Genomic DNA, 23,583 nt, shown 5'->3' with positions numbered 1-23,583 from the left:
GGCCGTGTCTTACCGTTAGTGCCTGACCGGCACGATCCGAAAGAGACGGCCGCCGAACTCCCGTCGCGCTCCGGGGATACGATGCCCGGAGCGATCAACGACACGGAGGCGAAGCGATGGCCGGGGAACCGCAGGCCGACTGCCTGTTCTGCAAGATCGTCGCGGGGAACGTCCCGGCGACGTTGGTCCGGGAGACCGAAACGACCGTTGCCTTCCGGGACATCAACCCGCAGGCGCCGTCCCACGTTCTCGTCATCCCGAAGGTGCACTACCCCGACGCGGCCTCACTGGCCGCGGCCGAGCCCGCCATCGCCGCCGACCTCCTGGTCGAGGCCGGGCAGATCGCCCAGGACGAGAAGGTCGACGACCACGGCTACCGGATCGTCTTCAACACCGGCGCCGGCGCCGGCCAGACGGTCTTCCACACCCACGCACACGTCCTCGGTGGCCGCGGCCTCCAGTGGCCCCCCGGATAACCGTGTCCGTACGCGAGTTCGTGGTGTTGGGCACCGCCAGCCAGGTGCCCACCCGCCACCGCAACCACAACGGCTACCTGCTGCGCTGGGACGGCGAGGGCATCCTCTTCGACCCGGGGGAGGGCACCCAGCGCCAGATGCTGCGGGGCGGGGTGGCCGCGCACGACATCAACCGGATCTGCGTCACCCACTTCCACGGGGACCACAGCCTCGGCCTGGCCGGGGTGATCCAGCGCATCAACCTCGACCGGGTCCCGCACCCCGTCACCGCGCACTACCCGGCCTCGGGGCAGCAGTTCTTCGACCGGCTGCGGTACGCCACGGCCTACCGCGAGACGGTGCTGCTGACCGAGGAGCCGGTGGCCGGGGACGGCATGCGCGAGCTGGCGCGCGGGGCCTCCTACGTCCTGGAGGCCCGGCGGCTCTCGCACCCGGTGGAGTCCTTCGGCTACCGGCTCACCGAGCCGGACGGGCGCCGCATGATGCCCGAGCTCCTGGCGCGGCACGGGATCAAGGGGCCCGACGTGGGCCGGATCCAGCGCGAGGGCCGGCTGGGCGCGGTCACGCTGGAGCAGGTCAGCGAGCCGAAGCCCGGGCAGCGGTTCGCGTTCGTCATGGACACCCGGCTCTGCGAGGGCGTCGACGAGCTGGCCGCGGGCTGCGACATGCTGGTGATCGAGTCGACCTTCCTCGACGCGGACGCGGCGCTGGCCACCGAGCACGGGCACCTGACGGCCGGGCAGGCGGCGCGGGTGGCGCGGGACGCGGGCGTACGGCACCTGGTGCTGACCCACTTCTCGCAGCGCTACACCGATCCGTCGGAGTTCGAACGGCAGGCCCGGGCGGCCGGGTTCGAGGGCGAGCTGACGGTGGCCGCGGACCTGGTCCGCGTGCCGCTCCCGAAACGCCGCTGACGGACCCGGGGCGGCCCGGGCCGCCCCGGCGGCGCCGCTCCCCGGGGAGCCGCCCCCGGAGCCCGCGCTCGACGCCGGGCCGCGGCGAAGACGAGTCCCCCGGGGAGCCGCCCCCGGACCCCGCGCTCGAACGCCGCGCCGCGGCGAAGACGAGTCCCCGGGGAGCCGCTCCCGGACCCCGCGCTCGAACGCCGCGCCGCGGCGAAGACGACGCCGAGGGTGACCTCCGACAGGCCCGCCTGCTGGGCGCCGATCCGGCCGCTGTCCCCCCACAGGGCGTTCTGAGCGAAGGACCACAGCAGCCAGGGGCGGACGTGCGGTGATGCGTGGCGCCGACGCAGAGTGAGCGGAGGCCCCTGTGCATCAAGTGGGCCGATAGCAGCAGAAGAGCATTCCTGTAGTGATCTGCGACACACTGGGTTTGGCTCCCTGCGGGCCGGGCAGGGCTGGCAGCTTTCCACCGATCACCCTCCCACCGAGAACCCTCCCACCGTGAACCCTCTGGGAGAAACGACCCTTCAAGCCAACGGGGAGTACACCGTGACCAGTCGGGACGACATCGACAGCCGCGCGGCAGCGGTGGACCCGCTCGGTCCGCTGCGCAACCCCCAGGAACCGGCCTGCGACGTCTTCCTGACCGGCACGGTCTTCCTCGACATCATCTTCACCGGCCTCGACTCGGCCCCGGTGCGCGGTACGGAGTCCTGGGCGCGCGGCATGGGCTCCAGCCCCGGCGGCGTGGCCAACATGGCCACCGCCCTGGCCCGCCTCGGCCTGCGCACCTCGCTCGCCGCGGCCTTCGGCGACGACCACTACGGCGAGTACTGCTGGGACGCCCTCGAGCAGGGCGAGGGCATCGACCTCTCCATGTCGCGGACCATCCCCGGCTGGCACAGCCCCGTCACCGTCTCGATGGCCTACGAGGGCGAGCGCACGATGATCTCGCACGGCCACGAGGCCCCTCCGCCGTCGGGTCCCGGGGCCTTCCCGCAGTGCCCGCCGCGCGCCCGCGCGGCCGTGGCCGCCCTGGGGCCCGGCCGGGGCGAGCCGTGGATCGGGGAGGCGGCGCGGCGCGGCGCGCGGGTCTTCGCGGACGTGGGCTGGGACGAGACCGGGCGGTGGGACCTGGGGGCCCTGGCCGACCTGGACCACTGCGAGGCCTTCCTGCCGAACGCGGGCGAGGCCATGCGGTACACGCGGACCGAGTGTCCGCGCGCGGCGGCCCGGGCGCTGGCCGAGCGGGTGCCGATCGCGGTGGTGACGATGGGCCCGGAGGGCTCGTACGCCGTGGACGGGCGGACGGGCGAGACGGCGCAGGTGCCGGGAATCGCGGTGGACGAGCTGGACCCGACCGGGGCGGGCGACGTCTACGTGGCGGGCTTCCTCACGGGCACCCTGGCGGGCTGGCCGCTCGCGGACCGCCTCGCCTTCGCGGGGCTGACGGCGGCCCTGTCGGTCCAGGAGTTCGGGGGCTCCCTCTCCGCCCCCGGCTGGCCGGAAGTGGCCCACTGGTGGCGGACCGCCCCGGCCGAGCTGCGCGGCCGGTACGCGTTCCTGGACGACCTGATCCCGCACGGCCCCACCCCGGCGGCCCGGCGCAGGGCGGTCCCGACGATCGGCTTCCGTCACTCCGCGTAGCCCGCATCCGGCACCGCGTGCCCCGGCGGCGGGCCCGCTGCGCTCGGGTGCTGCTGGAAAACCTCTCGGGGATGCCCCGGAGGCGACGTACGCTTGGTATTCCGGAGGTCGTCGATCGGCGCGGCCCCTCAGCGGGAGGTATGCGCAGGCCACAGTGCCGGCCCATGACTCAGACACCGACAGCCCACATTCCAGCGCCGGGCCAGGCGCGAGCCCACTTCACCGTTCCGGCGACGCACCCGATGGTGACGGTGCTCGGTTCCGGTGACGCCCTGTTGCGCGTGATCGAGAAGGCCTTCCCGAAGGCCGACATCCATGTTCGGGGCAACCAGGTCAGCGCGATCGGGGCGGCGGCGGAAGTCGCGCTGATCCAGCGCCTGTTCGACGAGATGATGCTGGTGCTCCGCACCGGGCAGCCGATGACGGAGGACGCAGTGGAACGCTCGATCGCCATGCTCAAGGCGAGCGGCAACGGCCAGGAGGGCGGCCCGGAGGAGACTCCCGCCGAGGTGCTCACCCAGAACATCCTCTCCAGCCGGGGCCGCACCATCCGGCCCAAGACCCTCAACCAGAAGCGGTACGTCGACGCGATCGACAAGAACACGATCGTGTTCGGCATCGGCCCCGCGGGTACCGGCAAGACCTACCTGGCCATGGCGAAGGCGGTCCAGGCGCTGCAGTCCAAGCAGGTCAGCCGGATCATCCTGACCCGGCCCGCCGTCGAGGCGGGGGAGCGGCTCGGCTTCCTGCCGGGCACGCTCTTCGACAAGATCGACCCGTACCTGCGGCCGCTCTACGACGCGCTGCACGACATGCTGGACCCGGACTCGATCCCGCGGCTCATGGCCGCCGGAACCATCGAGGTGGCCCCGCTGGCGTACATGCGCGGGCGCACGCTGAACGAGGCGTTCGTCGTCCTGGACGAGGCGCAGAACACCAGCCCGGAGCAGATGAAGATGTTCCTGACCCGGCTCGGGTTCGATTCGAAGATCGTCATCACCGGTGACATCACGCAGGTCGACCTGCCGGGCGGCACCAAGAGCGGTCTGCGCCAGGTCCAGTCGATCCTCGAAGGGGTCCCGGACATCCACTTCTCGCGGCTCACGTCCGAGGATGTCGTCCGCCACAAGCTGGTCGGCCGTATCGTCGACGCGTACGAGAAGTACGACGACAGCCAGCAGGCTGCGAACGGCCCCCAGCGGAAGTAGACCCCAGCGCACCATGTCGATCGACGTCAACAACGAGTCCGGAACCGAGGTCGACGAGCAGGCGATCCTCGACATCGCCCGCTACGCGCTCACCCGGATGCGGATCCACCCGCTCTCGGAGCTCTCCGTCATCGTCATCGACGAGGACGCGATGGAGCAGCTCCACATCCAGTGGATGGACCTGCCCGGACCCACCGACGTCATGTCGTTCCCGATGGACGAGCTGCGTCCGCCGGCGAAGGACGACGAGGAGCCCCCGCAGGGGCTCCTCGGTGACATCGTGCTCTGCCCCGAGGTCGCCAAGAAGCAGGGCGAGGACGCCCCGACGCAGCACTCCATGGACGAGGAGCTCCAGCTCCTGACCGTCCACGGGGTGCTGCACCTGCTCGGGTACGACCATGAGGAGCCGGACGAGAAGGCCGAGATGTTCGGCCTCCAGGCGGCCATCGTCGACGGCTGGCGTGCCGAGCGCGGCATGACCGGCCCGTCCCCGGCACCGACCGTCTCGTGAACGCCCCGCAACTGATCACCGGCGCCGTGCTGCTGGTGGTCGTGGCCTGGTTCGCGGCGTGCGCCGAGTCCGGGATCGCCCGCATCTCCAGCTTCCGCGCCGAACAGGCCGTACGGGAGGGCCGGCGCGGCAGCGAGAAGCTCGTGCAGGTGGCCGGCGACCCCACCCGCTACCTCAACGTGGCCCTGCTGGTCCGGGTCACCTGCGAGATGGCGGCCGGCGTCCTCGTCACCTACGTCTGCCTCGACGAGTTCGGCGACACCTGGACCGCGCTGCTCGTGGCCATCGCGGTCATGGTGCTGGTGTCCTTCGTCGCCGTGGGCGTGTCCCCCCGCACGATCGGCCGCCAGCACCCGCTGAACACCGCCACGGCGGCCGCGTACGTCCTCGTGCCGCTCGCGCGGGTGATGGGGCCGATCCCGCAGCTGCTGATCCTCATCGGCAACGCGCTCACGCCCGGGAAGGGTTTCCGCAAGGGCCCGTTCGCCTCCGAGGCCGAGCTGCGCGCGATGGTGGACCTCGCGGAGAAGGAATCGCTGATCGAGGACGACGAGCGCCGCATGGTGCACCAGGTCTTCGAGCTCGGCGACACCCTGGTGCGCGAGGTGATGGTGCCGCGCACCGACCTGGTCTGCATCGAGCGGTACAAGACGATCCGTCAGGCGACCACGCTCGCCCTGCGGTCCGGTTTCTCGCGCATTCCGGTGACCGGGGAGAACGAGGACGACATCGTCGGGATCGTCTACCTGAAGGACCTGGTCCGCAAGACCCACGTCAGCCGGGAGGCGGAGTCCGACTTGGTCTCCACGGCCATGCGGTCGGCGGTCTTCGTGCCGGACACCAAGAACGCGGGCGATCTGCTGCGCGAGATGCAGCAGGTGCGCAACCACGTGGCCGTCGTCATCGACGAGTACGGCGGCACGGCGGGGATCGTCACGATCGAGGACATCCTCGAGGAGATCGTCGGGGAGATCACCGACGAGTACGACCGGGAGCTCCCGCCGGTCGAGGACCTGGGCGAGGACCGCTACCGGGTCACGGCGCGCCTCGACATCACCGACCTCGGCGAGCTGTTCAAGGTCGAGGCCTTCGACGACGAGGACGTGGAGACGGTCGGCGGCCTGCTGGCGAAGGCCCTGGGCCGGGTGCCCATCGCGGGCGCCTCGGCGGTGGTGGAGCTGCCGGACGGCCGTCCGCTGCGGCTGACGGCCGAGTCCCCGGCCGGGCGGCGGAACAAGATCGTGACGGTGCTGGCGGAACCGGTGGCCGCGGCGGACGCCGCGGGGGAGGAGGGGGAATGACCCCGGAGCAGCTGCGGGAGTTCTGCCTGGGCTTCAACGCGGCGGTGGAGGAGTTCCCCTTCACCCCGGAGACCTCGGTGTTCAAGGTGCTCGGCAAGGTGTTCGCGCTCTCGGCGCTGGATGCGGAGCCGCTCAAGGTCAACCTCAAGTGCGAGCCGGAGCTGGCGGTGCGGCTGCGTGCGGAGCACGAGGCGATCGTGCCGGGCTACCACATGAACAAGCGGCACTGGAACACGGTGACCGCGGGCGGGCCGGACGCCCTGCCGGACGCGCTGGTCCGCGAGCTCGTGGAGGACTCGTACGACCTGGTGGTGGCGGGTCTGCCGAAGGCGGAGCGGCTGCGGCTCGACCGGCCGTGACGCACCCGGGCCCCGGCGCTGTGGGCGGCCGGGGGAGCGGAGGCGGGAGCGAGGGGGCGGGGCCGTCGTAGGCCTCCGCCCGGACGCTCCCTATGCTTCGGCCATGACCGACACCACCGGGATCGACCCCGAGGACAGCAAGATCATCACGCTGGCGCGCAGCGCCCGGGCCCGCAACGGAGTGCCGGAGGGGGCGGCGGTGCGCGACGAGACGGGCCGCACCTACGTCGCCGGCACGGTGGAGCTCGACTCCCTCAAGCTCAGCGCGCTGCAGACGGCCGTGGCGATGGCCGTGGCGAGCGGGGCCCGGTCCCTCGAGGCCGCCGCCGTCGTCAGCTCCGCCGACGCCCCGGCCGACGCCGACCGCGCGGCCGTGCGCGACCTGGGCGGCCCGGACACCCCGGTGCTGCTGGCGGGCCCGGACGGCACCCTGAAGTCCACCACCCCCGCGGGCTGACGTCCCGGACCCTATGCTCCGGCCGGGACGACCGTCGTCGCGGCCGGAGCCGGTCGGCGCCGGATCACCATCGACATCAGGGCCGCCATCGCGCAGAGCGCGCCCGAGGCGTACCAGACGACGTCGTACGAACCGAAGACGTCCCGGGCCAGCCCGCCCAGGAAGGCGACGGCCGCCGCACCCACCTGGTGCGAGGCCAGCACCCAGCCGAAGACGATCGCGCCGTCCTCCCCGTAGTGCTCGCGGCACAGGGCGATGGTCGGCGGGACGGTCGCGACCCAGTCCAGGCCGTAGAAGACGATGAAGAAGACCATCGGCGGGTGCACGGACGGGGCCAGCAGCATCGGCAGGAAGAGCAGCGAGACCCCGCGCAGGGCGTAGTAGACCGCCAGCAGCCGCCGCGCCTCGAAGCGGTCGGTGAACCAGCCCGACGCCACGGTGCCGACCACGTCGAAGACGCCGATCACCGCCAGCAGTCCGGCCGCCGCCGTCACCGGCATCCCGTGGTCGTGGGCCGCCGGGACGAAGTGGGTCTTCACCAGGCCGTTCGTGGAGGCCCCGCAGATCGCGAAGGTGCCCGCCAGCAGCCAGAACGGGCCGGTGCGGGCCGCCTTGAACAGGACGCCGACCGCCCGCCGGGCGGCGCCCGGCACCGGGGCGGGCTTCGGCGCGTACGACCCCCCGTACGGGGCCAGGTCCACGTCCGCGGGGTGGTCGCGCAGCAGCAGCCACACGAAGGGGACCACGGCCAGCGCGGTCAGGGAGACCGTCACCGCCGCCGGGCGCCAGCCGTGGTGCTCCACCAGCCAGGACAGCAGCGGCAGGAAGATCAGCTGACCGGAGGCCCCGGCCGCCGTGAGGATCCCGGTGACCAGGCCGCGCCGGGCGGTGAACCAGCGGTTGGTCACCGTCGCCGCGAAGGCCAGGGCCATCGAGCCGCTGCCCAGGCCCACCAGGACGCCCCAGAACAGCACCAGCTGCCAGGCGGCGGTCATCCAGACCGTTGCGACCGAGCCGCCGGCGATGACCAGCAGCGCCAGCGCCACGACCCGGCGGATGCCGAAGCGGTCCATCAGGGCGGCTGCGAACGGCGCGGTGAGCCCGTACAGCGCCAGGTTGACGGACACGGCGAAGCCGATCGTGCCGCGCGACCAGTCGAACTCCTCGTGCAGCGGCTCGATGAGCAGTCCGGGCAGGGAGGCGAAGGCGGCGGCGCCGATGATCGTCACGAAGGCGACGGCCGCGACGAACCAGGCGCGGTGGACGCGCCCGGGCTGCCGGGGAGTGCGCGGGGCGGTCGTGGAGGCGGGAGCTGTCTGGGTCACGCCGACAGCTTCCGGCCGACGGCGTACCGTACGACAGTGGCCTGACTGTCATGCTTCGATACGATCGGGCCATGGAGCCGCAAGCCCAGTCCGACCCCGCCGTCGGCCACGTCACCCACCGGGTCGTCGTGCTCGCCCTCGCCGGGCTGCTGCCCTTCGAGCTCGGCATCCCGCACCGGATCTTCGGGCGCGCCAAGGATCCGGCCGGGCGGCCCCTGTACGAGATCCTGACCTGCGGGCTCGCCCCCGGGCCGGTGCCGACCGACGCCGACTTCGCCATCCACGTCGAGCACGGTCCGGACCTGCTGGCCACCGCCGACACGGTGGTCGTCCCGGCTTCCTACGAACTCGGGCCGGTCCACGAGCACGGCCGGCTGACCGCGGAGCTCGCCGGGGCGCTCGCGCACATCCGGCCCGGCACGCGGCTCGTCTCCATCTGCACCGGCGGCTACGTGCTCGCCGCCGCGGGATACCTCGACGGCCGCCGGGCCACCACCCACTGGGCCTCCGCCGACCACTTCCAGCGGATGTTCCCGGCCGTCCGGGTCGACCCGGACGTGCTCTACACCGACGACGGGGACGTGCTCACCTCCGCCGGCGTCGCCGCCGGGATCGACCTGTGCCTGCACATCGTGCGCCGCGACCACGGCGCCGCCGTCGCGAACGAGGTGGCGCGGCGGACCGTCGTACCGCCCCACCGGGACGGCGGACAGGCGCAGTTCATCGAGCGCCCGGTGCCGCAGCCGCAGCTCGCCAGCACCGCGGCGGCCCGCGCCTGGGTGCTGGACCGGCTGCACGAACCGCTGCGCCTGAGCGACCTGGCGCGGCAGGAGGCCGTGTCCGTGCGGACCTTCACCCGCCGGTTCCGGGAGGAGTCGGGGGTCAGCCCGGGCCAGTGGATCCTCGGCCAGCGGGTGGAGCGGGCCCGGCGGCTGCTGGAGCGGACGGAGCTGCCGATGGAACAGGTCGCGCGGGAGGCGGGCTTCGGGACGGCGCAGTCGCTGCGCAAGCACGTGCAGGCGGCGCTGGGGGTGAGCCCGACGGCCTACCGGCGCACCTTCCGGGAGGCGGGCGCCGTGCCCGGCCCGACGTCCCTGCCACATTCTGATGGGCCATCAGTTGATGCCCGGCCCGCGCATTGACTTCTCCCGCCGCCCGCTCGTGAATGGCCCCCTGTCGGGGCGACGGAACCCAGGGGGCGGGCAGTGCGAACAGGGGCGCGCAGCAGGAGATGGTCGGCGGCCGCGGGCCTGGCCGTCCTCGCGGCCGCGGCCGGGGGCGCGCTGAGCCCACCCGCCGCCGCGCAGGGCGAAACCCCGCCGGGACAGGTGGAGTTCCCGACCCACTGCCTGCCGCCCCAGGAAGCCGGACTCCCGCCCGCCGACGGGCCGACCACCGCCCGGCTCACCGTCGACGACCCGGCGCCGCAGGTCGGGGACACCATCACCGTGACCTATCAGGTGGCCGCCACACCCGCCGTCAACCCGGCCGGCGGCGACCTGCCCGCCGACGCGCTGATTCCGACGGGGCGGATCCTCCTCTCCGGCGCCCAGAGCGGCGAGGTCACCGTCGTCGGCGCCCGGCGCAACGACCCCGTCCCGGCCGGAGCGCCCCTGCCCGCCGTCACCATGACGGGCAGCTTCACCGTCACCGCGCCCGGCGAGACCACCCTGGCCCCCGGCGCCTACACCCTGCACACCGGAGTCCCGCCGGCCCTCGACACCGTGTGCACGCCGGCTACGGCGGCCCCCGTCTCCGAGCGGCTCACCGCGACCCCGCTGCCCACGGCCAACCTCCGCAGCGTCTCCCTCGGCGCGGCCCACGGGAAGCCCGGCGACACGGTCAAGGCCACCGCCGCCGGGTTCACCCCCGGCGCGGCCGTCACGATTGCGGGGCGGGCCGGCGCCGCGCAGACCGGCGACGCGGTGACCGCCGCCGCGGACGTGCTCGGCGTGGTCCGGGCGGAACTGCCCGTCACCGACCGGGCCACCACCGCGGTCGTGGCCTACGAGGGCGCGGCCTGGTCGGCAGCGCAGGGCTCGGGTCCGGCCGCGTACACGGTCATCGACGCCTCTCCGCCCCCGTCTCCGGCACCGCCCCCGTCTCCGGCACCGCCCTCGTCGGCGGCACCACCCTCGCCTGCGGCCCCGCCCCCGTCTGCGGCCCCGCCCCCGTCCCCGCTGCCGTCCGGCACGCAGAAGCTCACCGCGACCGTCGACCCGGGCGCCCTCGGCATGACCCAGTCCGGCGAGGACATCACCTTGGGCGCCGTCCCGTACGGGGACGGCGGCGCCGCACCCGGCCGGATCGGGACCGTCACCGTCACGGACGCCCGCGGCGGGCCGGCCGGCTGGTCCCTGATCGGCAAGGTCACCGACTTCACCGGACCCGGCGGGGTCCGCATCCCCGGCGCCTCCCTGTCCTGGACCCCCACGTGCACCGCCGCGGCGGGGAGCGCGAGCACCTGTACGCCGGGCAGTGCGGGGCCGGTCGGCCCCCAGGGCGCGGTGCTGGCCTCCACCGCCGACGCGCCGCTGGCCGGCGGCACCTTCACCATCGACGCCGCGGTCACCCTGCAGGTCCCGCGGTACACCCCGCCGGGTGCGTACGCGGCGGTCCTGACACTGACGCTGTCATGACGGTGCGAGGGCCGCTGCGCGGGGCCGTCACGGCCCTGCTCGCCGCCGTGCTCCTCGGCCCCGCCGGGGCTGCCGAGGCCGCCGACAACGGCCAGTGGTCCGTGCTGCCCGCCGCCAACACCGTCGGGCAGCGGCCCTACTTCTACCTCGCCGCTGCGCCCGGCCAGTCCGTCACCGACTCCGTGACCGTCACCAACCGGACCGACCGCCCCCGCACGTTCCGGCTCTACGCCGCCGACGCGTACAACACCCCCCGGGACGGCGGCTTCGCCCTCCGCGGCCCCGAGGAGCCGCGGCTGGCCACCGCCGCGTGGACGAGGCTCGAGCGGGAGCGCGTCACCGTACCGGCCCGCGGGTCGGTCGGCGTCGCCTTCACGGTGACCGTCCCCGACCGGGCGGAACCGGGCGACCACCCCGGAGCGGTCGTGGCGCTGGAGGACAGGCCCGGTGCCACGGCCCAGGGGATCGGCGTGCAGCAGGCCGTCGCCGCCCGCGTGTACCTGCGGGTGACCGGTCCCACCGCCCCCGCCCTCGCCGTCCGGGACGTCTTCGTGCACCGGCGGGGCTCCGGCGCGGAGGTCGCGTACACGCTCCACAACACCGGCAACGTCACCCTGCGCCCCCGCGCCGCCCTCACCGCCTCCGGAGCCCTCGGCCGGCCCCTGCCCGGCCGCGCCCTCACCGGACTGCCCCCCGAGCTGCTGCCCGGTCAGGAAGTCCGGCTCCACGCCCGCTGGGAGGACCCTCCCGCCGTGGAACAGGCCGAGGTGACGGTACGCGCCACGGACGGCGGAACCACAGCTCAGGGCCGCGCCCCCTACGCCGCGCACCCCTTCCTCGCCGCCCTCCTCGCGGCCGCGGGCGCCCTCGTCGCCATGGCCTGGTCGGCGCTGGGAGTCGCATCGGGGAGAATGGCCCGTATGAGCGATCGTTCCCCCGAGTCCACCAGCCCGCACCGCGCGGGCTTCGCCTGCTTCGTCGGCCGCCCCAACGCGGGGAAGTCGACCCTCACCAACGCACTCGTGGGCACCAAGGTCGCGATCACCTCCAACCGGCCGCAGACCACCCGCCACACCGTCCGCGGCATCGTGCACCGCCCCGACGCCCAGCTCGTCCTCGTCGACACGCCGGGCCTGCACAAGCCGCGCACGCTGCTCGGCGAGCGCCTCAACGACGTCGTGCGCACCACCTGGGCCGAAGTCGACGTCATCGGCTTCTGCCTGCCCGCCGACCAGAAGCTCGGCCCCGGCGACAAGTTCATCGCCAAGGAGCTCGCGGGGATCAAGAAGACCCCCAAGATCGCCATCATCACCAAGACCGACCTCGTGGAGTCCAAGCAGCTCGCCGAGCAGCTCCTCGCCGTCCACCAGCTCGGTGCGGAGCTCGGTTTCGAGTGGGCCGAGATCGTCCCCGTGTCGGCCCTCGGCGACAGCCAGGTCCAGCTGCTGGCCGACCTGATCGCGCCGCTGCTGCCGCAGAGCCCGCCGCTGTACCCGGAGGGCGACCTCACCGACGAGCCCGAGATGGTCATGGTCGCCGAGCTGATCCGCGAGGCCGCCCTGGAGGGTGTCCGGGACGAGCTCCCGCACTCCATCGCCGTGGTCGTCGAGGAGATGATCCCGCGCGAGAACCGCCCCGCGGACCGGCCGCTGCTCGACATCCACGCCAACGTCTACATCGAGCGGCCGAGCCAGAAGGGCATCATCATCGGCCCCAAGGGCGCCCGCCTGAAGGAGGTCGGGATGAAGTCGCGCAAGCACATCGAGGCGCTGCTCGGGACCCCGGTCTTCCTCGACCTCCACGTGAAGGTCGCCAAGGACTGGCAGCGGGATCCCAAGCAGCTGCGCAAGCTGGGCTTCTGATCCGGGCCGGGGCCCGCTCCTAGCGCAGCCGGCGGACCTTCAGCGCGTTGTCCGGGCGGGTGCCCGGCCGGCCGTCGGGGCCGGTCAGGGCCTGCGTGTGCTCCTCGGCGAGCAGGACCTCCCAGCCCCCGTCGGGCAGTTCCAGCTGGGCCAGGACCTGCTCCGGGGTCGGAAAGTCGATCTCCGCGTGCTTGTCCGGGTCCCACGAGGGCCCGCCCGCGTGCCCGGCGATCAGCAGGACCCCGCCGGGTGCCACGGCTGCGGCGGCCGTGCGCAGGATCCGCTCGCGGGGGAAGTCCCCGTAGGAATGCAGGAAGCACGCGGAGACCAGGTCGAACTCCCCGGCGGGGAAGGACTCCGCGAGGTCGTGCCGCTGCCACTCGACGCGGTCGGCGAGCTTCGCCTCCTCGGCGTGCCGGGCCGCCCGTTCCAGGGCCACCCCGGAGATGTCCGTCCCGGTGACGTGCCAGCCCTGCCGGGCCAGCCACACCGCATCGGCTCCCTCCCCGCAGCCCAGGTCGAGGGCGCGGCCGGGGGTGAGGTCCGCGACTTCGCGGACCAGGACCTCGTTGGGCTTGCCGCTCCAGATGCGGTCGCTCTCGCTGTAGCGGGCGTCCCAGAACTCCTCGCCCGCGGCGGGTTCCTGCTGGTGGCGGTGCTGGTGGTCGGACATGGGGGCCTCTTCCTGTGCGGGTCTGCCGATACGGCCGATGCTGCGCCGGTACCACCCGCATGGGCAAATGGCCTTGCCGTTCCGGCAAATCCTTGCCCGGGACGGCACACCCGCCGGACCTCAGGCGGCGGGCTCCGCGATCAGCGCCGTTGCCACGCGCCGGAACCCGATGCGCCCGTAGATCCGGGCCACGTCCTCGTCCCCCGCGGAGAGGAAGACCGTACGGGCGCCCCGCTCCAGCGCCTGCGCCACGAGGGCCGCCGTGACCGCGAGGGCCAGACCTTGGCGGCGGGCCGACGGCAGGGTGCCGACGCCCACCACCTCGGCCACGTCCCCGACCGGGTTGTACTGGCCCGCGCACAGCACCACGCCGTCCCGCACGGCCGCCGCCACGGCGGTACGGCCCGACGCGAGCATCCCGGACACCCGCGCCCGGTGCTCCTCGGCCTCCGGACGGGCCGTCGCCGCCGCCAGCTCCGCGGGACCGGCCTCGCCCACCGCCGTCCCGGGAGCCGCGAAGGCCAGCGCCGGGACCGTCACCGCCGCCGTGAGCAGCGGGTCGTCCGCGCCGAGCAGCCGTACGTCCGGATGCGCGGGGGGCCGGACCGCAGCGGGGTCCAGGACCATCAGCGGATGGGCGTGGACGTGCAGTCCCGCCGCTTCCACGGCGGCCCGCAGGGAGGGGCTGGTTTCGGCCACCCACTCGAAGGACTCGGGGACCTTCAGCTCCCGCTGGCGGGCCAGCACCCGCTCCACGTCGGCCGCGTCGGCCACGCCCGCGCCGGCGCTGTCGAGCGCGGGCCGCGCGTAGTACTGCCAGCCCGGACCCTCCTGGACGAACAGGGTCAGCGGCCCGAAGTCCTCGGCCCGTGCCCCGCCCACCCGCGGCACCGTGTCGTAGTAGCGCTCCAGCTCGGAGAGCATCGAATCGATCATGTGGTCGGTCATCCGGACATCCAAGCAAAGCCGCGCCGCCCGGGCACCTGCGTTTGTGCGCCCCGCTCAGGCGCCCTCCTTCAGGATGCGGGAGATGAGGGCCCGCTGAGCGTCCGACAGGTTCGGCTCCTGGCAGGACACCGTCCGTCCGTCCACGGTGATGCGGTACGAGAACCCGTCCCGTACGGCGCCGCCGCCGGCGTGCCCGGGCGGCCCGGGCCGCAGCGCCAGCTGGGCCAGCGCCTGCCACTCGGCCTCGTCCGCCCGGCCCGCGGTGTCCACCTCGGCCCGGCGCTCGATGCCCGCGAAACCGCCCGTCCTGATCACTTCGATGCGCATGGGGACGGTCTACCCCTCCGTCGGGACGCCCACCACCGTCCAGGCCTTCTGGAGGGCCTGGTGCTCCGCACCCCCGTCCCCGTACCGGTTCACGGCCGCCGCCACCGACAGCCGGGCGAAGTCCGCGAAGTCGGCGTCGGCCGCCAGCTCCCCGCCGGTCAGGGTGTCGTACCAGATCTGTCCCGCCCGCTCCCAGGCCTTGCCGCCCAGCTCGGTCGCCGCCAGGTAGAAGGCGTGGTTGGGGATGCCGGAATTGATGTGCACCCCGCCGTTGTCGCGGGAGGTCTGCACGTAGTCGTCCATCGTCGCCGGCTGCGGGTCCTTGCCGAGCTCGTCGTCGTCGTACGCGGTGCCCGGCGCCTTCATCGACCGCAGCGCGACGCCGCTCACCTCGGGTCCCAGCAGCCCGGCCCCGATCAGCCAGTCCGCCTGCTCCGCCGTCTGCTCCAGCGAGTACTGCTTGATCAGCGAGCCGAAGACGTCGGACATCGACTCGTTCAGGGCTCCGGACTGCCCGTAGTACTCGAGGTTCGCCGTGTACTGGGTGACTCCGTGGGTCAGCTCGTGGCCGATGACGTCGAGGGAGACCGTGAAATCGAGGAAGAGGTCGCCGTCGCCGTCGCCGAAGACCATCTGCCGGCCGTCCCAGAAGGCGTTGTTGTAGTCCTCGCCGTAGTGGACGGTCGCGTCCAGGGCCAGCCCGGAGTCGTCGATCGAGTGCCTGCCGAACCCCTTGAGGAAGAGCTCGAACGTCGCGCCCAGCCCGGCGTACGCGCGGTTGACCGTGGCGTCCTGGCCCGCCGGGTCGCCCTCCGCGCGGACCTTGGCGCCGGGCAGGCGGGTGCGGTGCTGCGCGTCGTAGACCGTGCGGTTCGGATCGTCGGAGACCGGGGCCGCCAGGGCGGTGATCCCCTGGACGGTGGTGACCCGCCGCCTCGTGCGCAGGAGGGAGTCGCGCTCCAGGGTGCTCAGGGCGGTGCGGGCGCGCCGGGCGTCCTCGGAGCGGGCGATCCTGTCGAGGAGGTGCGGGGGAACCACGGTGCAGAAGACGGGGTGGCGAGGGGTGAGGGAGGCATCCATGCCCGGCAATGTGGCAGTGGGTCATGACGCTGTCACTAGCCGCGACCATGATTCATTCACTTGTCTGAAAGGGACGGCGGCGGGTTGACGGATCGAACCGACCTCCAATGGATGAAAGAGGCGTAACTCACATCCGGTACAAATCGGACCCCCGGGTCTTGCATACTGAAACAGGTCCTCGCGCAACGGCGCGGCTCGGCTAGGCTCGGTCCATCATGCGTTTCGGGCTGCTTCTCCTTAGCTGCCGCGGCGAGGGTCTGTAGTCGTAGGCCGACCCCCTCCCCGCGGAGTTTGGTGTTGCGGTTTTTACGACCGTCGTCGGCCGTCCCAGCGAACTACACGCGGACACGCGAGGAGCCCAACGCCATGAGTCAGCACGCTTTCGTCGGTCGCCCCACGCCCATCACCAACGCGACCCACACCCAGAAGCCCTCCGGGATGCCCATCCACAAGTACGGCCAGTACGAGCAGGTGGACATCCCCGACCGCACCTGGCCGGACGCCCGCGTCACCAAGGCTCCCCGCTGGCTCTCCACCGACCTGCGCGACGGCAACCAGTCGCTGATCGACCCGATGACCCCCGCCCGCAAGCGCGAGATGTTCGACCTGCTGGTGCGCATGGGCTACAAGGAGATCGAGGTCGGCTTCCCCTCCTCCGGCGAGACCGACTTCGCCTTCGTGCGCTCCATCATCGAAGAGGGCGCGATCCCGGACGACGTGACCATCTCCGTCCTGACCCAGGCCCGCGAGGACCTGATCGAGCGGACCGTCGAGTCGCTGGTCGGCGCCAAGCGCGCCACCGTGCACCTCTACAACGCGACCGCGCCCACCTTCCGCCGGGTCGTCTTCCGGGGCTCCAAGGAACAGATCAAGCAGATCGCCGTCGACGGCACCCGCCTGGTCATGGAGTACGCGCAGAAGCTGCTGGGCCCGGAGACGACCTTCGGCTACCAGTACAGCCCGGAGATCTTCACCGACACCGAGCTGGACTTCGCCCTGGAGGTCTGCGAGGCCGTCTGCGACGTCTGGCAGCCGGCCGAGGGCCGCGAGATCATCCTGAACCTGCCCGCCACCGTGGAGCGCTCCACGCCGTCCACCCACGCGGACCGCTTCGAGTGGATGGCCCGCAACCTGACCCGCCGCGAGCACATCTGCATCTCCGTGCACCCGCACAACGACCGCGGCACCGCCGTCGCCGCCGCCGAGCTGGCCCTGATGGCCGGCGCCGACCGCATCGAGGGCTGCCTGTTCGGGCAGGGCGAGCGCACCGGCAACGTCGACCTGATCACGCTGGGCATGAACCTGTTCTCCCAGGGCATCGACCCGCAGATCGACTTCTCGCAGATCGACGAGATCCGCCGCACCAGCGAGTACTGCAACCAGATGCCGGTCCACCCGCGCCACCCCTACGCGGGCGACCTGGTCTACACCGCCTTCTCCGGCTCCCACCAGGACGCCATCAAGAAGGGCTTCGACGCCATGGAGGCCGACGCGGCCGCCCGGGGCAAGACCGTCGACGACATCGAGTGGGCGGTCCCGTACCTGCCGATCGACCCCAAGGACGTCGGCCGCTCCTACGAGGCCGTCATCCGCGTCAACTCGCAGTCCGGCAAGGGCGGCATCGCCTACGTCCTGAAGAACGACCACAAGCTGGACCTGCCGCGCCGCATGCAGATCGAGTTCTCGAAGATCATCCAGGCCAAGACCGACGCCGAGGGCGGCGAGGTCACGCCGAAGGCGATCTGGGACGTCTTCTGCGACGAGTACCTGCCCAACCCCGAGAACCCGTGGGGCCGCATCCAGCTGCGCTCCGGCTCGACCGCCACCGACAAGGACGGTACGGACACCCTGACCGTCGAGGCGGTCGTGGACGGCGCGGAGACGGTCCTGAACGGTACCGGCAACGGTCCGATCTCGGCCTTCTTCGACGCGCTGGCCGGCATCGGGGTCGACGCCCGCCTGCTGGACTACACCGAGCACACCATGAGCGAGGGCGCCTCCGCCGTCGCCGCCTCGTACATCGAGTGCGCGATCGACGGCCGGGTGCTGTGGGGCATCGGCATCGACGCCAACACCACCCGCGCCTCGCTGAAGGCGGTCATCTCCGCCGTCAACCGCGCGGGCCGCTGACCCCTCCCGTACGTGAGCCCCGTCCCTCCCTCCGGAGGGCGGGGCTTCGTCGTTGCCGCCTTCGGCGGGCGAGGCGGCCGCCGTCCACCGGCATCGCCTCGACGCGTACGTGCAGGTCGGGAACATTCCCCGGCCGTCGACGGCCATGACGTGGTCCCGTCCTCGGGGCTGGTCTCCCGTACGTCCGACAGGCGGCAGAGGGGAGGGAAACCCGGGAATCGGCGGGGACGGCGGGGGCGCAGATCGGCCAAGTCCCCGTCCCGCGACATGTTGTCTTGTCACACGACTGACGCATCCTCATCGATGTGGCTAACATCACGCCAACCGGCGATGCTGCCGGATGGTGACGGAGGTGCGACGTGCTGCCAGTTCGGGGTGGGGACGGCCGGAAGCTGACGGTCTGGGGCATCCGTACCACCTGGAGCACCGTGGGCGACGGGGAGTTCTTCTGCCCCGCCTGCGGTGGGGACCGCAACTACCGCAGGCGGACCGGGCGCCGCCGCTTCACCGTCCTCGGCGTGCCGCTGCTGCCGCGCGGCAGCGCCGGACCGGTCGTCGAGTGCCAGGGCTGCCGGGAGCGCTTCGGCACCGAGGTCCTGGACCACCTCACCACCACCCGCTTCACCGCCATGCTGCGCGACGCCGTGCACACCGTGGCGCTGGCCGTGCTCGCCGCGGGCGGGACCGGCTCGCGCAGTGCGCTGGAGGCCGCCGTGGGCGCCGTACGGAGCGCGGGCTTCCAGGAGTGCACCGAGGAGCAGCTGGAGTCCCTCGTGGAGGCGCTGTCCACCGACGAGGGGCGGCTCGGGCTCTACGACGTCCCGGAATGCTGCGGTGCCGCGCTGTCGATCGAACTCCACGAGGCACTGGAGCCGCTGGCCCCGCACCTGGCGGGCCCCGGCCGTGAGTCGATCCTGCTCCAGGGCGCGCGGATCGCCCTCGCCGACGGCCCCTACCTCCCGGCCGAGCGCGAGGTGCTGTCCACCGTCGGTGCGGCGCTGCGCATCGACGCGGACGAGGTGGCCCGGCTGCTGTCAGCGGTGCGGGCGCCGTAGCGGCTGTCCCGCCGCCCTCGAAACGGCCCGAAACGGGCTGTGCGGACGTAACGATCCGGCCACGTGAGGCCGATTCCATTATTTTCGCGGGGCCGGTGAACCGCGGAGCCGTTCGCTCCGTGCCCGGACCGTCCACCCCTTGGACCACCGGAGCAGACCCTTCTCTTTCGCCTGCCCGCACGCCGAGGGGCGGACGTTTCCGCAGGTCAGCCCGGCAGGGTCGGGTGGGCTTCGCCGTCGCGCAGGAGAGGCGGCCGCGTCGGTCGGGCATCCCGCGTACTCCTGCGTCCTCCGCTTCACCACTGGAGAAACCTACAGATCTGGGTGCCTCGGACGTCAACAGTTTGTAGCAGTCGACGATATCTGTGAGGCCCTTCACAGGCGTTCAATTCCGGTCACACGACAAGAGGCCGCCGGTACCACATCGGGGCTTCGATCCACGTGAACGCACTGACAACCCTGGCGGACCAACGGGTTAGCGACCCACTCCGGCCAGGGATAACCAGATCTCCTCTCACTTACCTCACCTCTTGAAGGGCAAGGCAGAGATGGCACGTGTCGCCGCCCGGCTTTCCGAAAACGGACAGCAGAGCACCCACCCGGTCGACGAGGTGCTCCCCCTCCCCAAGCTCGCGCTGTACGGCTTCCAGCACGTACTCGCGTTCTACGCCGGCGCGGTGATCGTTCCGATCATCGTCGGCAACGCGCTGAAGCTGAGCCCTGAGCAGTTGGTCTACCTGATCAACGCGGACCTCTTCACCTGCGGTATCGCTTCGATCATCCAGGCGTGGGGCATCGGCCGGATCGGCGCGCGCCTGCCGCTGATCCAGGGCGTGACCTTCACCGCCGTCTCCCCGATGATCGCCATCGGCCTCGGTGCGGGCGGCGGGACCGCCGCGCTGCTGGTCATCTACGGCGCGGTGATCACCGCCGGCATCGCGACCTTCGCCTTCGCCTGGCTCCCCGCCAAGGCGTTCCGGACGGTCATGCGACTGTTCCCGCCCGTGGTCACCGGCACCGTCATCACCGTGCTGGGCATCGTCCTGATCCCGGTCGGCCTCAACGACGCGGCGGGCGGCCTCGGCAGCCCCGACTTCGGAGACCCGAAGAACTTCGCGTACGCCGGCGGCACGATGCTCTTCATCCTGGTCCTGATGAAGCTCGGCAAGCCGTTCCTCTCCAGCATCTCCATCCTGCTCGGCCTGGTCGGCGGAACCGCCGTCGCGTTCCTCCTCGGGGACGCGAAGTTCGGCAACGTCGGCAACTCCGACTGGGTCGGCATCACCACCCCCTTCCACTTCGGCGTCCCGAAGTTCGAGTGGTTCCCGATCGTCCTGATGCTGATCGTCATGCTGATCACCATGGTCGAGACGACCGGTGACACGTACGCGGTCGGCGACATCGTCGGCAAGGACGTCGACAGCGAGACCGTGGCCCGCGCCCTGCGTGCCGACGGCGCCGCGACCGCCCTCGGCGGTGTCCTCAACTCCTTCCCGTACGTCGCCTTCGCCGAGAACGTCGGCCTGGTGCGGATGACCAAGGTCAAGAGCCGGTTCGTGGTCGTGGCCGCGGGTGTGTTCATGATCATCCTGGGTCTGCTGCCCAAGGCCGCCGCGATCGTCGCCGCCGTCCCGCACGGAGTCCTCGGCGGCGCCGCGACCGTCATGTTCGGCATGGTCGCCCTCGCCGGTATCCAGACCCTGGGCAAGGTGGACCTGAAGGAGGAGAAGAACGCGCTGATCGTGGGCGTCTCGCTCGCCTTCGCCCTGCTCCCCGCGACCGTCCCGGTCTTCTTCACCAAGCACATGGACGCGGACCTGTCCTCGCTCCTCAACAGCGGTGTCACCCTCGGCGCCACGGCCGCCATCGTCCTCAACCTGATCTTCAACGGACTGGCCAAGGACGACGTACCGGCCGTCCCCGTGATCGAACTGCCCGCCCAGGCGGCCGCTCCGGCCGAGTCCGGCTCCGGGTCGGACGCCGAGTCCGAGTCCGGCTCCGCATCCGGTTCCGCCGGGGGCTCCGAGCCCAAGCCCGCAGCCGAGCCGGCCGCAACGGCGGCGGACGCGGAGGCGAAGACCGGGGCGAAGGCCACCGACGACGCGGAGACGGTCGCCGAGGCCGCCGTAGGCGTCGCGGTCGCGGCGACGGCCGGCTCCGACGAGCCGGACGCGGACGAAGCGGCGAAGCCCGCCTCCTGATCCTCCCAAGGGGTGTTGACCCCTCGTCCGGACCCCCGTCCGGGCGGGGGGTCATCGCTGTCACCGGTGCGGGTGACAATGGGCGCATGAGTCTGTTCCGCGACGACGGCATCGTGCTGCGCACCCAGAAGCTGGGTGAGGCGGACCGCATCATCACGCTGCTGACCCGCGGCCACGGCCGGGTGCGGGCCGTCGCCCGCGGGGTCCGGCGTACGAAGTCCAAGTTCGGCGCCCGGCTGGAACCGTTCTCCCACGCCGACGTCCAGTTCTTCGCCCGCGGCAGCGAGCTGATCGGGCGCAGCCTGCCGCTCTGCACCCAGACCGAGATCATCGCCCCGTACGGCAACGGCATCGTCACCGACTACGCCCGCTACACCGCCGGCACCGCGATGCTGGAGACCGCCGAGCGCTTCACCGAGAACGAGGGCGAGCCCGCCGTCCAGCAGTACCTGCTGCTCATCGGCGCCCTGCGCACCCTCTCCCGCGGCGAGCACGAGCCGAACCTCATCCTCGACGCGTTCCTGCTGCGCTCCCTCGCCGTCAACGGCTACGCGCCCAGCTTCGAGGACTGCGCGAAGTGCGGGATCCACGGCCCCAACCGGCACTTCTCCGTCGCCGCGGGCGGGGTGATATGCGGGGACTGCCGGGTGCCCGGCAGCGTCGTACCCTCGTCGGAGGCCCTCGCCCTGCTCAGTGCCCTGCTGACGGGCGACTGGAACCATGCCGACGCGTGCGAGGGGCGTCACGTGCGGGAGGGCAGCGGGCTGGTCTCGGCCTATTTGCACTGGCATCTGGAGCGCGGGCTACGCTCCCTGCGATACGTCGAGAAATAGGAGCTGGGCACATGGCACGACGCGGGATTCTGGGACGCTCTCGCCGCGAGTACAAGGTTCCCGAGCCGCACCCGTCCGGTGAGCGCCCGCCGAAGATCCCCGGTGAGCTCGTCCCGAACCACGTCGCGGTCGTCATGGACGGCAACGGCCGCTGGGCCAAGGAGCGCGGCCTGCCGCGCACCGAGGGCCACAAGGTGGGCGAGGGCGTCGTGCTCGACGTGCTCAAGGGCTGCCTGGAGATGGGCGTCAAGAACCTCTCGCTGTACGCCTTCTCGACGGAGAACTGGAAGCGCTCGCCCGACGAGGTCCGCTTCCTGATGAACTTCAACCGCGACGTCATCCGCCGCCGGCGCGACGAGATGAACGAGCTGGGCATCCGGATCCGCTGGGTCGGCCGCATGCCGAAGATGTGGAAGTCGGTCGTCCAGGAGCTCCAGGTGGCCCAGGAGCAGACCGTCGACAACGACGCGATGACCCTGTACTTCTGCGTGAACTACGGCGGCCGCGCGGAGATCGCGGACGCGGCGCAGGCCATCGCCCGCGACGTGGCGGCCGGCAGGCTGGATCCGTCGAAGGTCAACGAGAAGACCTTCGCGAAGTACATGTACTACCCGGACATGCCCGACGTGGACCTGTTCCTGCGCCCGAGCGGCGAGCAGCGCACATCCAACTACCTGCTCTGGCAGAGCGCGTACGCCGAGATGGTCTTCCAGGACGTGCTGTGGCCCGACTTCGACCGGCGCAACCTGTGGCAGGCCTGCCTGGAGTACGCCCAGCGCGACCGCCGCTTCGGCGGCGCCGTCCCCAACCAGCCCGAGGCCCCCGCGAGCTGACCGGGCCGACCGCCTGCCCGCCCGGCCCGCCGATGGGCTCCGCTCTCATGGACATGGACATGGAGTAGGCGCCGCGGCAGGGCGGGCAGGCGGTCGAGCTCGTCTACACGGCGGCCGGGGCGGACCTCGCGCACGCACTGCGCACGCGGGACGCGCACGCGTCCTCGGGGCGCCGCAGGCGGTGGCTGGTCCTCCTCATCGGCCTGCCGGCCCTGACACGGGCCCTGCCGGCCCTGGCGGAGGAGGACGGGGGCCCCGGCAAGCCGGCCGGCTTCCTCGCCGGCGCGGCGGTGCGCAGGCGGTGCGCAGGCGGTGCGCAGGCGGTGAGCGGCGCGGGACCGCGCAGGCCCGGGCGGCGCGGGACTGCGGACGTCCTAGACGGCGGCCGCGCAGTCGGCGCAGGTTCCGAAGATCTCCACCGTGTGGGCCACGTTCACGTAGCCGTGCTCGGCCGCGATGGACTCGGCCCACTTCTCCACGGCCGGGCCCTCGACCTCCACGGCCTTGCCGCACTTGCGGCACACCAGGTGGTGGTGGTGGTCCCCGGTGGAGCAGCGCCGGTAGACCGACTCGCCGTCGCTGGTGCGCAGGACGTCGACCTCGCCGGCGTCCGCGAGCGACTGGAGCGTGCGGTACACCGTGGTCAGGCCCACGGAATCGCCGCGGTGCTTGAGCATGTCGTGGAGTTCCTGGGCACTGCGGAACTCGTCCACCTCGTCCAGCGCCGCCGCCACTGCGGCCCGCTGCCGGGTGGATCGTCCTCGTACTGGCGCGGTATTCGTCTCGCCAGGCGCAGTCGCCACCGGTTCCTCC

General features: G+C 72.3%; 22 protein-coding genes and 1 pseudogene. 17 read left to right on the top strand and 6 right to left on the bottom strand.

Annotated elements, in window-relative coordinates:
* The first annotated feature begins 116 nt into the window (after positions 1–116).
* The 8 genes from AB0D44_RS22395 to AB0D44_RS22360 all read left to right on the top strand — a co-directional run bounded on the left by AB0D44_RS22395 (position 117) and on the right by AB0D44_RS22360 (position 6,864).
* A complete protein-coding gene (locus tag AB0D44_RS22395) occupies positions 117–476 on the top strand; it encodes a histidine triad nucleotide-binding protein (protein WP_362593760.1) in 360 nt (119 codons plus the stop codon).
* Between the two features lie 2 nt (positions 477–478).
* Entirely contained in the window at positions 479–1,390 is a 912-nt protein-coding gene (locus AB0D44_RS22390; RefSeq protein WP_362593757.1) for a ribonuclease Z, read from the top strand.
* A 540-nt stretch (positions 1,391–1,930) separates the two neighbouring features.
* Entirely contained in the window at positions 1,931–3,028 is a 1,098-nt protein-coding gene (locus tag AB0D44_RS22385; RefSeq protein WP_362593754.1) for a PfkB family carbohydrate kinase, read from the top strand.
* A gap of 164 nt (positions 3,029–3,192) precedes the next feature.
* Positions 3,193–4,236 (top strand): PhoH family protein, encoded by a 1,044-nt coding sequence (locus tag AB0D44_RS22380; protein WP_362593751.1) that lies wholly within the window; start codon positions 3,193–3,195, stop codon positions 4,234–4,236.
* Positions 4,237–4,249: 13 nt separating this feature from the next.
* The gene (gene ybeY, locus AB0D44_RS22375) at positions 4,250–4,747 is read left to right on the top strand and encodes an rRNA maturation RNase YbeY (RefSeq protein WP_362593749.1); all 498 of its coding nucleotides are present in this window, start codon (positions 4,250–4,252) and stop codon (positions 4,745–4,747) included.
* On the top strand, positions 4,744–6,048 hold the full coding sequence (locus tag AB0D44_RS22370; RefSeq protein ID WP_362593748.1) for a hemolysin family protein: 1,305 nt from the start codon (positions 4,744–4,746) through the stop codon (positions 6,046–6,048). Before ybeY ends, AB0D44_RS22370 begins: the two co-directional genes overlap by 4 nt.
* Positions 6,045–6,407 carry an MmcQ/YjbR family DNA-binding protein gene (locus AB0D44_RS22365; RefSeq protein ID WP_362593745.1) on the top strand — a complete coding sequence of 121 codons (363 nt, stop codon included), beginning with the start codon at positions 6,045–6,047 and terminating at the stop codon, positions 6,405–6,407. Before AB0D44_RS22370 ends, AB0D44_RS22365 begins: the two co-directional genes overlap by 4 nt.
* 103 nt (positions 6,408–6,510) lie before the next feature.
* The gene (locus AB0D44_RS22360; protein WP_362593742.1) at positions 6,511–6,864 is read left to right on the top strand and encodes a cytidine deaminase; all 354 of its coding nucleotides are present in this window, start codon (positions 6,511–6,513) and stop codon (positions 6,862–6,864) included.
* 11 nt (positions 6,865–6,875) lie between these two features.
* Here AB0D44_RS22360 and AB0D44_RS22355 read toward each other — a convergent pair whose 3' ends face one another.
* On the bottom strand, positions 6,876–8,189 hold the full coding sequence (locus AB0D44_RS22355; protein WP_362593739.1) for an MFS transporter: 1,314 nt from the start codon (positions 8,187–8,189) through the stop codon (positions 6,876–6,878).
* A 71-nt stretch (positions 8,190–8,260) separates the two neighbouring features.
* Here AB0D44_RS22355 and AB0D44_RS22350 point away from each other — a divergent pair, with 71 nt between their 5' ends.
* The 4 genes and pseudogenes from AB0D44_RS22350 (at position 8,261) to era (ending at position 12,690) form a co-directional block, all read left to right on the top strand.
* Positions 8,261–9,331, top strand: a complete 1,071-nt coding sequence (locus AB0D44_RS22350) for a helix-turn-helix domain-containing protein (protein ID WP_362593736.1) — start codon at positions 8,261–8,263, stop codon at positions 9,329–9,331.
* 63 nt (positions 9,332–9,394) lie between these two features.
* Positions 9,395–10,828 (top strand): beta-xylosidase, encoded by a 1,434-nt coding sequence (locus AB0D44_RS22345; RefSeq protein ID WP_362593734.1) that lies wholly within the window; start codon positions 9,395–9,397, stop codon positions 10,826–10,828.
* A pseudogene (locus AB0D44_RS22340) lies at positions 10,825–11,241 on the top strand (DUF916 domain-containing protein); the annotation flags it as partial. The gene AB0D44_RS22345 and the pseudogene AB0D44_RS22340, both read left to right, overlap by 4 nt.
* Positions 11,242–11,739: 498 nt before the next feature.
* Positions 11,740–12,690: a GTPase Era gene (era, locus tag AB0D44_RS22335; RefSeq protein WP_362593770.1), complete on the top strand. Its 951-nt coding sequence runs from the start codon at positions 11,740–11,742 to the stop codon at positions 12,688–12,690.
* Positions 12,691–12,709: 19 nt separating this feature from the next.
* Here era and AB0D44_RS22330 read toward each other — a convergent pair whose 3' ends face one another.
* The 4 genes from AB0D44_RS22330 to AB0D44_RS22315 all read right to left on the bottom strand — a co-directional run bounded on the left by AB0D44_RS22330 (position 12,710) and on the right by AB0D44_RS22315 (position 15,718).
* Positions 12,710–13,363, bottom strand: coding sequence for a class I SAM-dependent methyltransferase (locus AB0D44_RS22330; RefSeq protein ID WP_362593731.1), 654 nt, complete (start codon positions 13,361–13,363; stop codon positions 12,710–12,712).
* Between the two features lie 120 nt (positions 13,364–13,483).
* Positions 13,484–14,311: a GNAT family N-acetyltransferase gene (locus tag AB0D44_RS22325; RefSeq protein ID WP_362593729.1), complete on the bottom strand. Its 828-nt coding sequence runs from the start codon at positions 14,309–14,311 to the stop codon at positions 13,484–13,486.
* 54 nt (positions 14,312–14,365) lie between these two features.
* Positions 14,366–14,638, bottom strand: coding sequence for a protealysin inhibitor emfourin (locus AB0D44_RS22320; RefSeq protein ID WP_362593726.1), 273 nt, complete (start codon positions 14,636–14,638; stop codon positions 14,366–14,368).
* A 9-nt stretch (positions 14,639–14,647) separates the two neighbouring features.
* Positions 14,648–15,718 (bottom strand): M4 family metallopeptidase, encoded by a 1,071-nt coding sequence (locus tag AB0D44_RS22315; RefSeq protein WP_362593723.1) that lies wholly within the window; start codon positions 15,716–15,718, stop codon positions 14,648–14,650.
* Positions 15,719–16,084: 366 nt separating this feature from the next.
* Between AB0D44_RS22315 and leuA the strand changes: the two genes are divergently transcribed.
* From leuA to AB0D44_RS22290, 5 genes are all read left to right on the top strand, one after another.
* Positions 16,085–17,848 carry a 2-isopropylmalate synthase gene (leuA, locus tag AB0D44_RS22310; protein ID WP_362593720.1) on the top strand — a complete coding sequence of 588 codons (1,764 nt, stop codon included), beginning with the start codon at positions 16,085–16,087 and terminating at the stop codon, positions 17,846–17,848.
* Between the two features lie 359 nt (positions 17,849–18,207).
* Positions 18,208–18,903 (top strand): TerB family tellurite resistance protein, encoded by a 696-nt coding sequence (locus AB0D44_RS22305; RefSeq protein ID WP_362593717.1) that lies wholly within the window; start codon positions 18,208–18,210, stop codon positions 18,901–18,903.
* A 548-nt stretch (positions 18,904–19,451) separates the two neighbouring features.
* Positions 19,452–21,104, top strand: coding sequence for a nucleobase:cation symporter-2 family protein (locus AB0D44_RS22300; protein WP_362593714.1), 1,653 nt, complete (start codon positions 19,452–19,454; stop codon positions 21,102–21,104).
* 86 nt (positions 21,105–21,190) lie between these two features.
* On the top strand, positions 21,191–21,937 hold the full coding sequence (gene recO, locus AB0D44_RS22295; protein ID WP_362593711.1) for a DNA repair protein RecO: 747 nt from the start codon (positions 21,191–21,193) through the stop codon (positions 21,935–21,937).
* Between the two features lie 11 nt (positions 21,938–21,948).
* Complete coding sequence (locus tag AB0D44_RS22290; protein WP_362593709.1) at positions 21,949–22,770, top strand: isoprenyl transferase; 822 nt, start codon at positions 21,949–21,951, stop codon at positions 22,768–22,770.
* 374 nt (positions 22,771–23,144) lie between these two features.
* Here the strand turns inward: AB0D44_RS22290 and AB0D44_RS22285 are convergent, their stop codons facing one another.
* On the bottom strand, positions 23,145–23,573 hold the full coding sequence (locus AB0D44_RS22285) for a transcriptional repressor (protein ID WP_362593706.1): 429 nt from the start codon (positions 23,571–23,573) through the stop codon (positions 23,145–23,147).
* Between the last annotated feature and the right edge of the window lie 10 nt (positions 23,574–23,583).

It is taken from the genome of Streptomyces sp. NPDC048349 (assembly GCF_040651925.1).
GTDB lineage: Bacteria > Actinomycetota > Actinomycetes > Streptomycetales > Streptomycetaceae > Streptomyces.
This window is presented reverse-complemented; position numbering and strand designations above follow the sequence as displayed.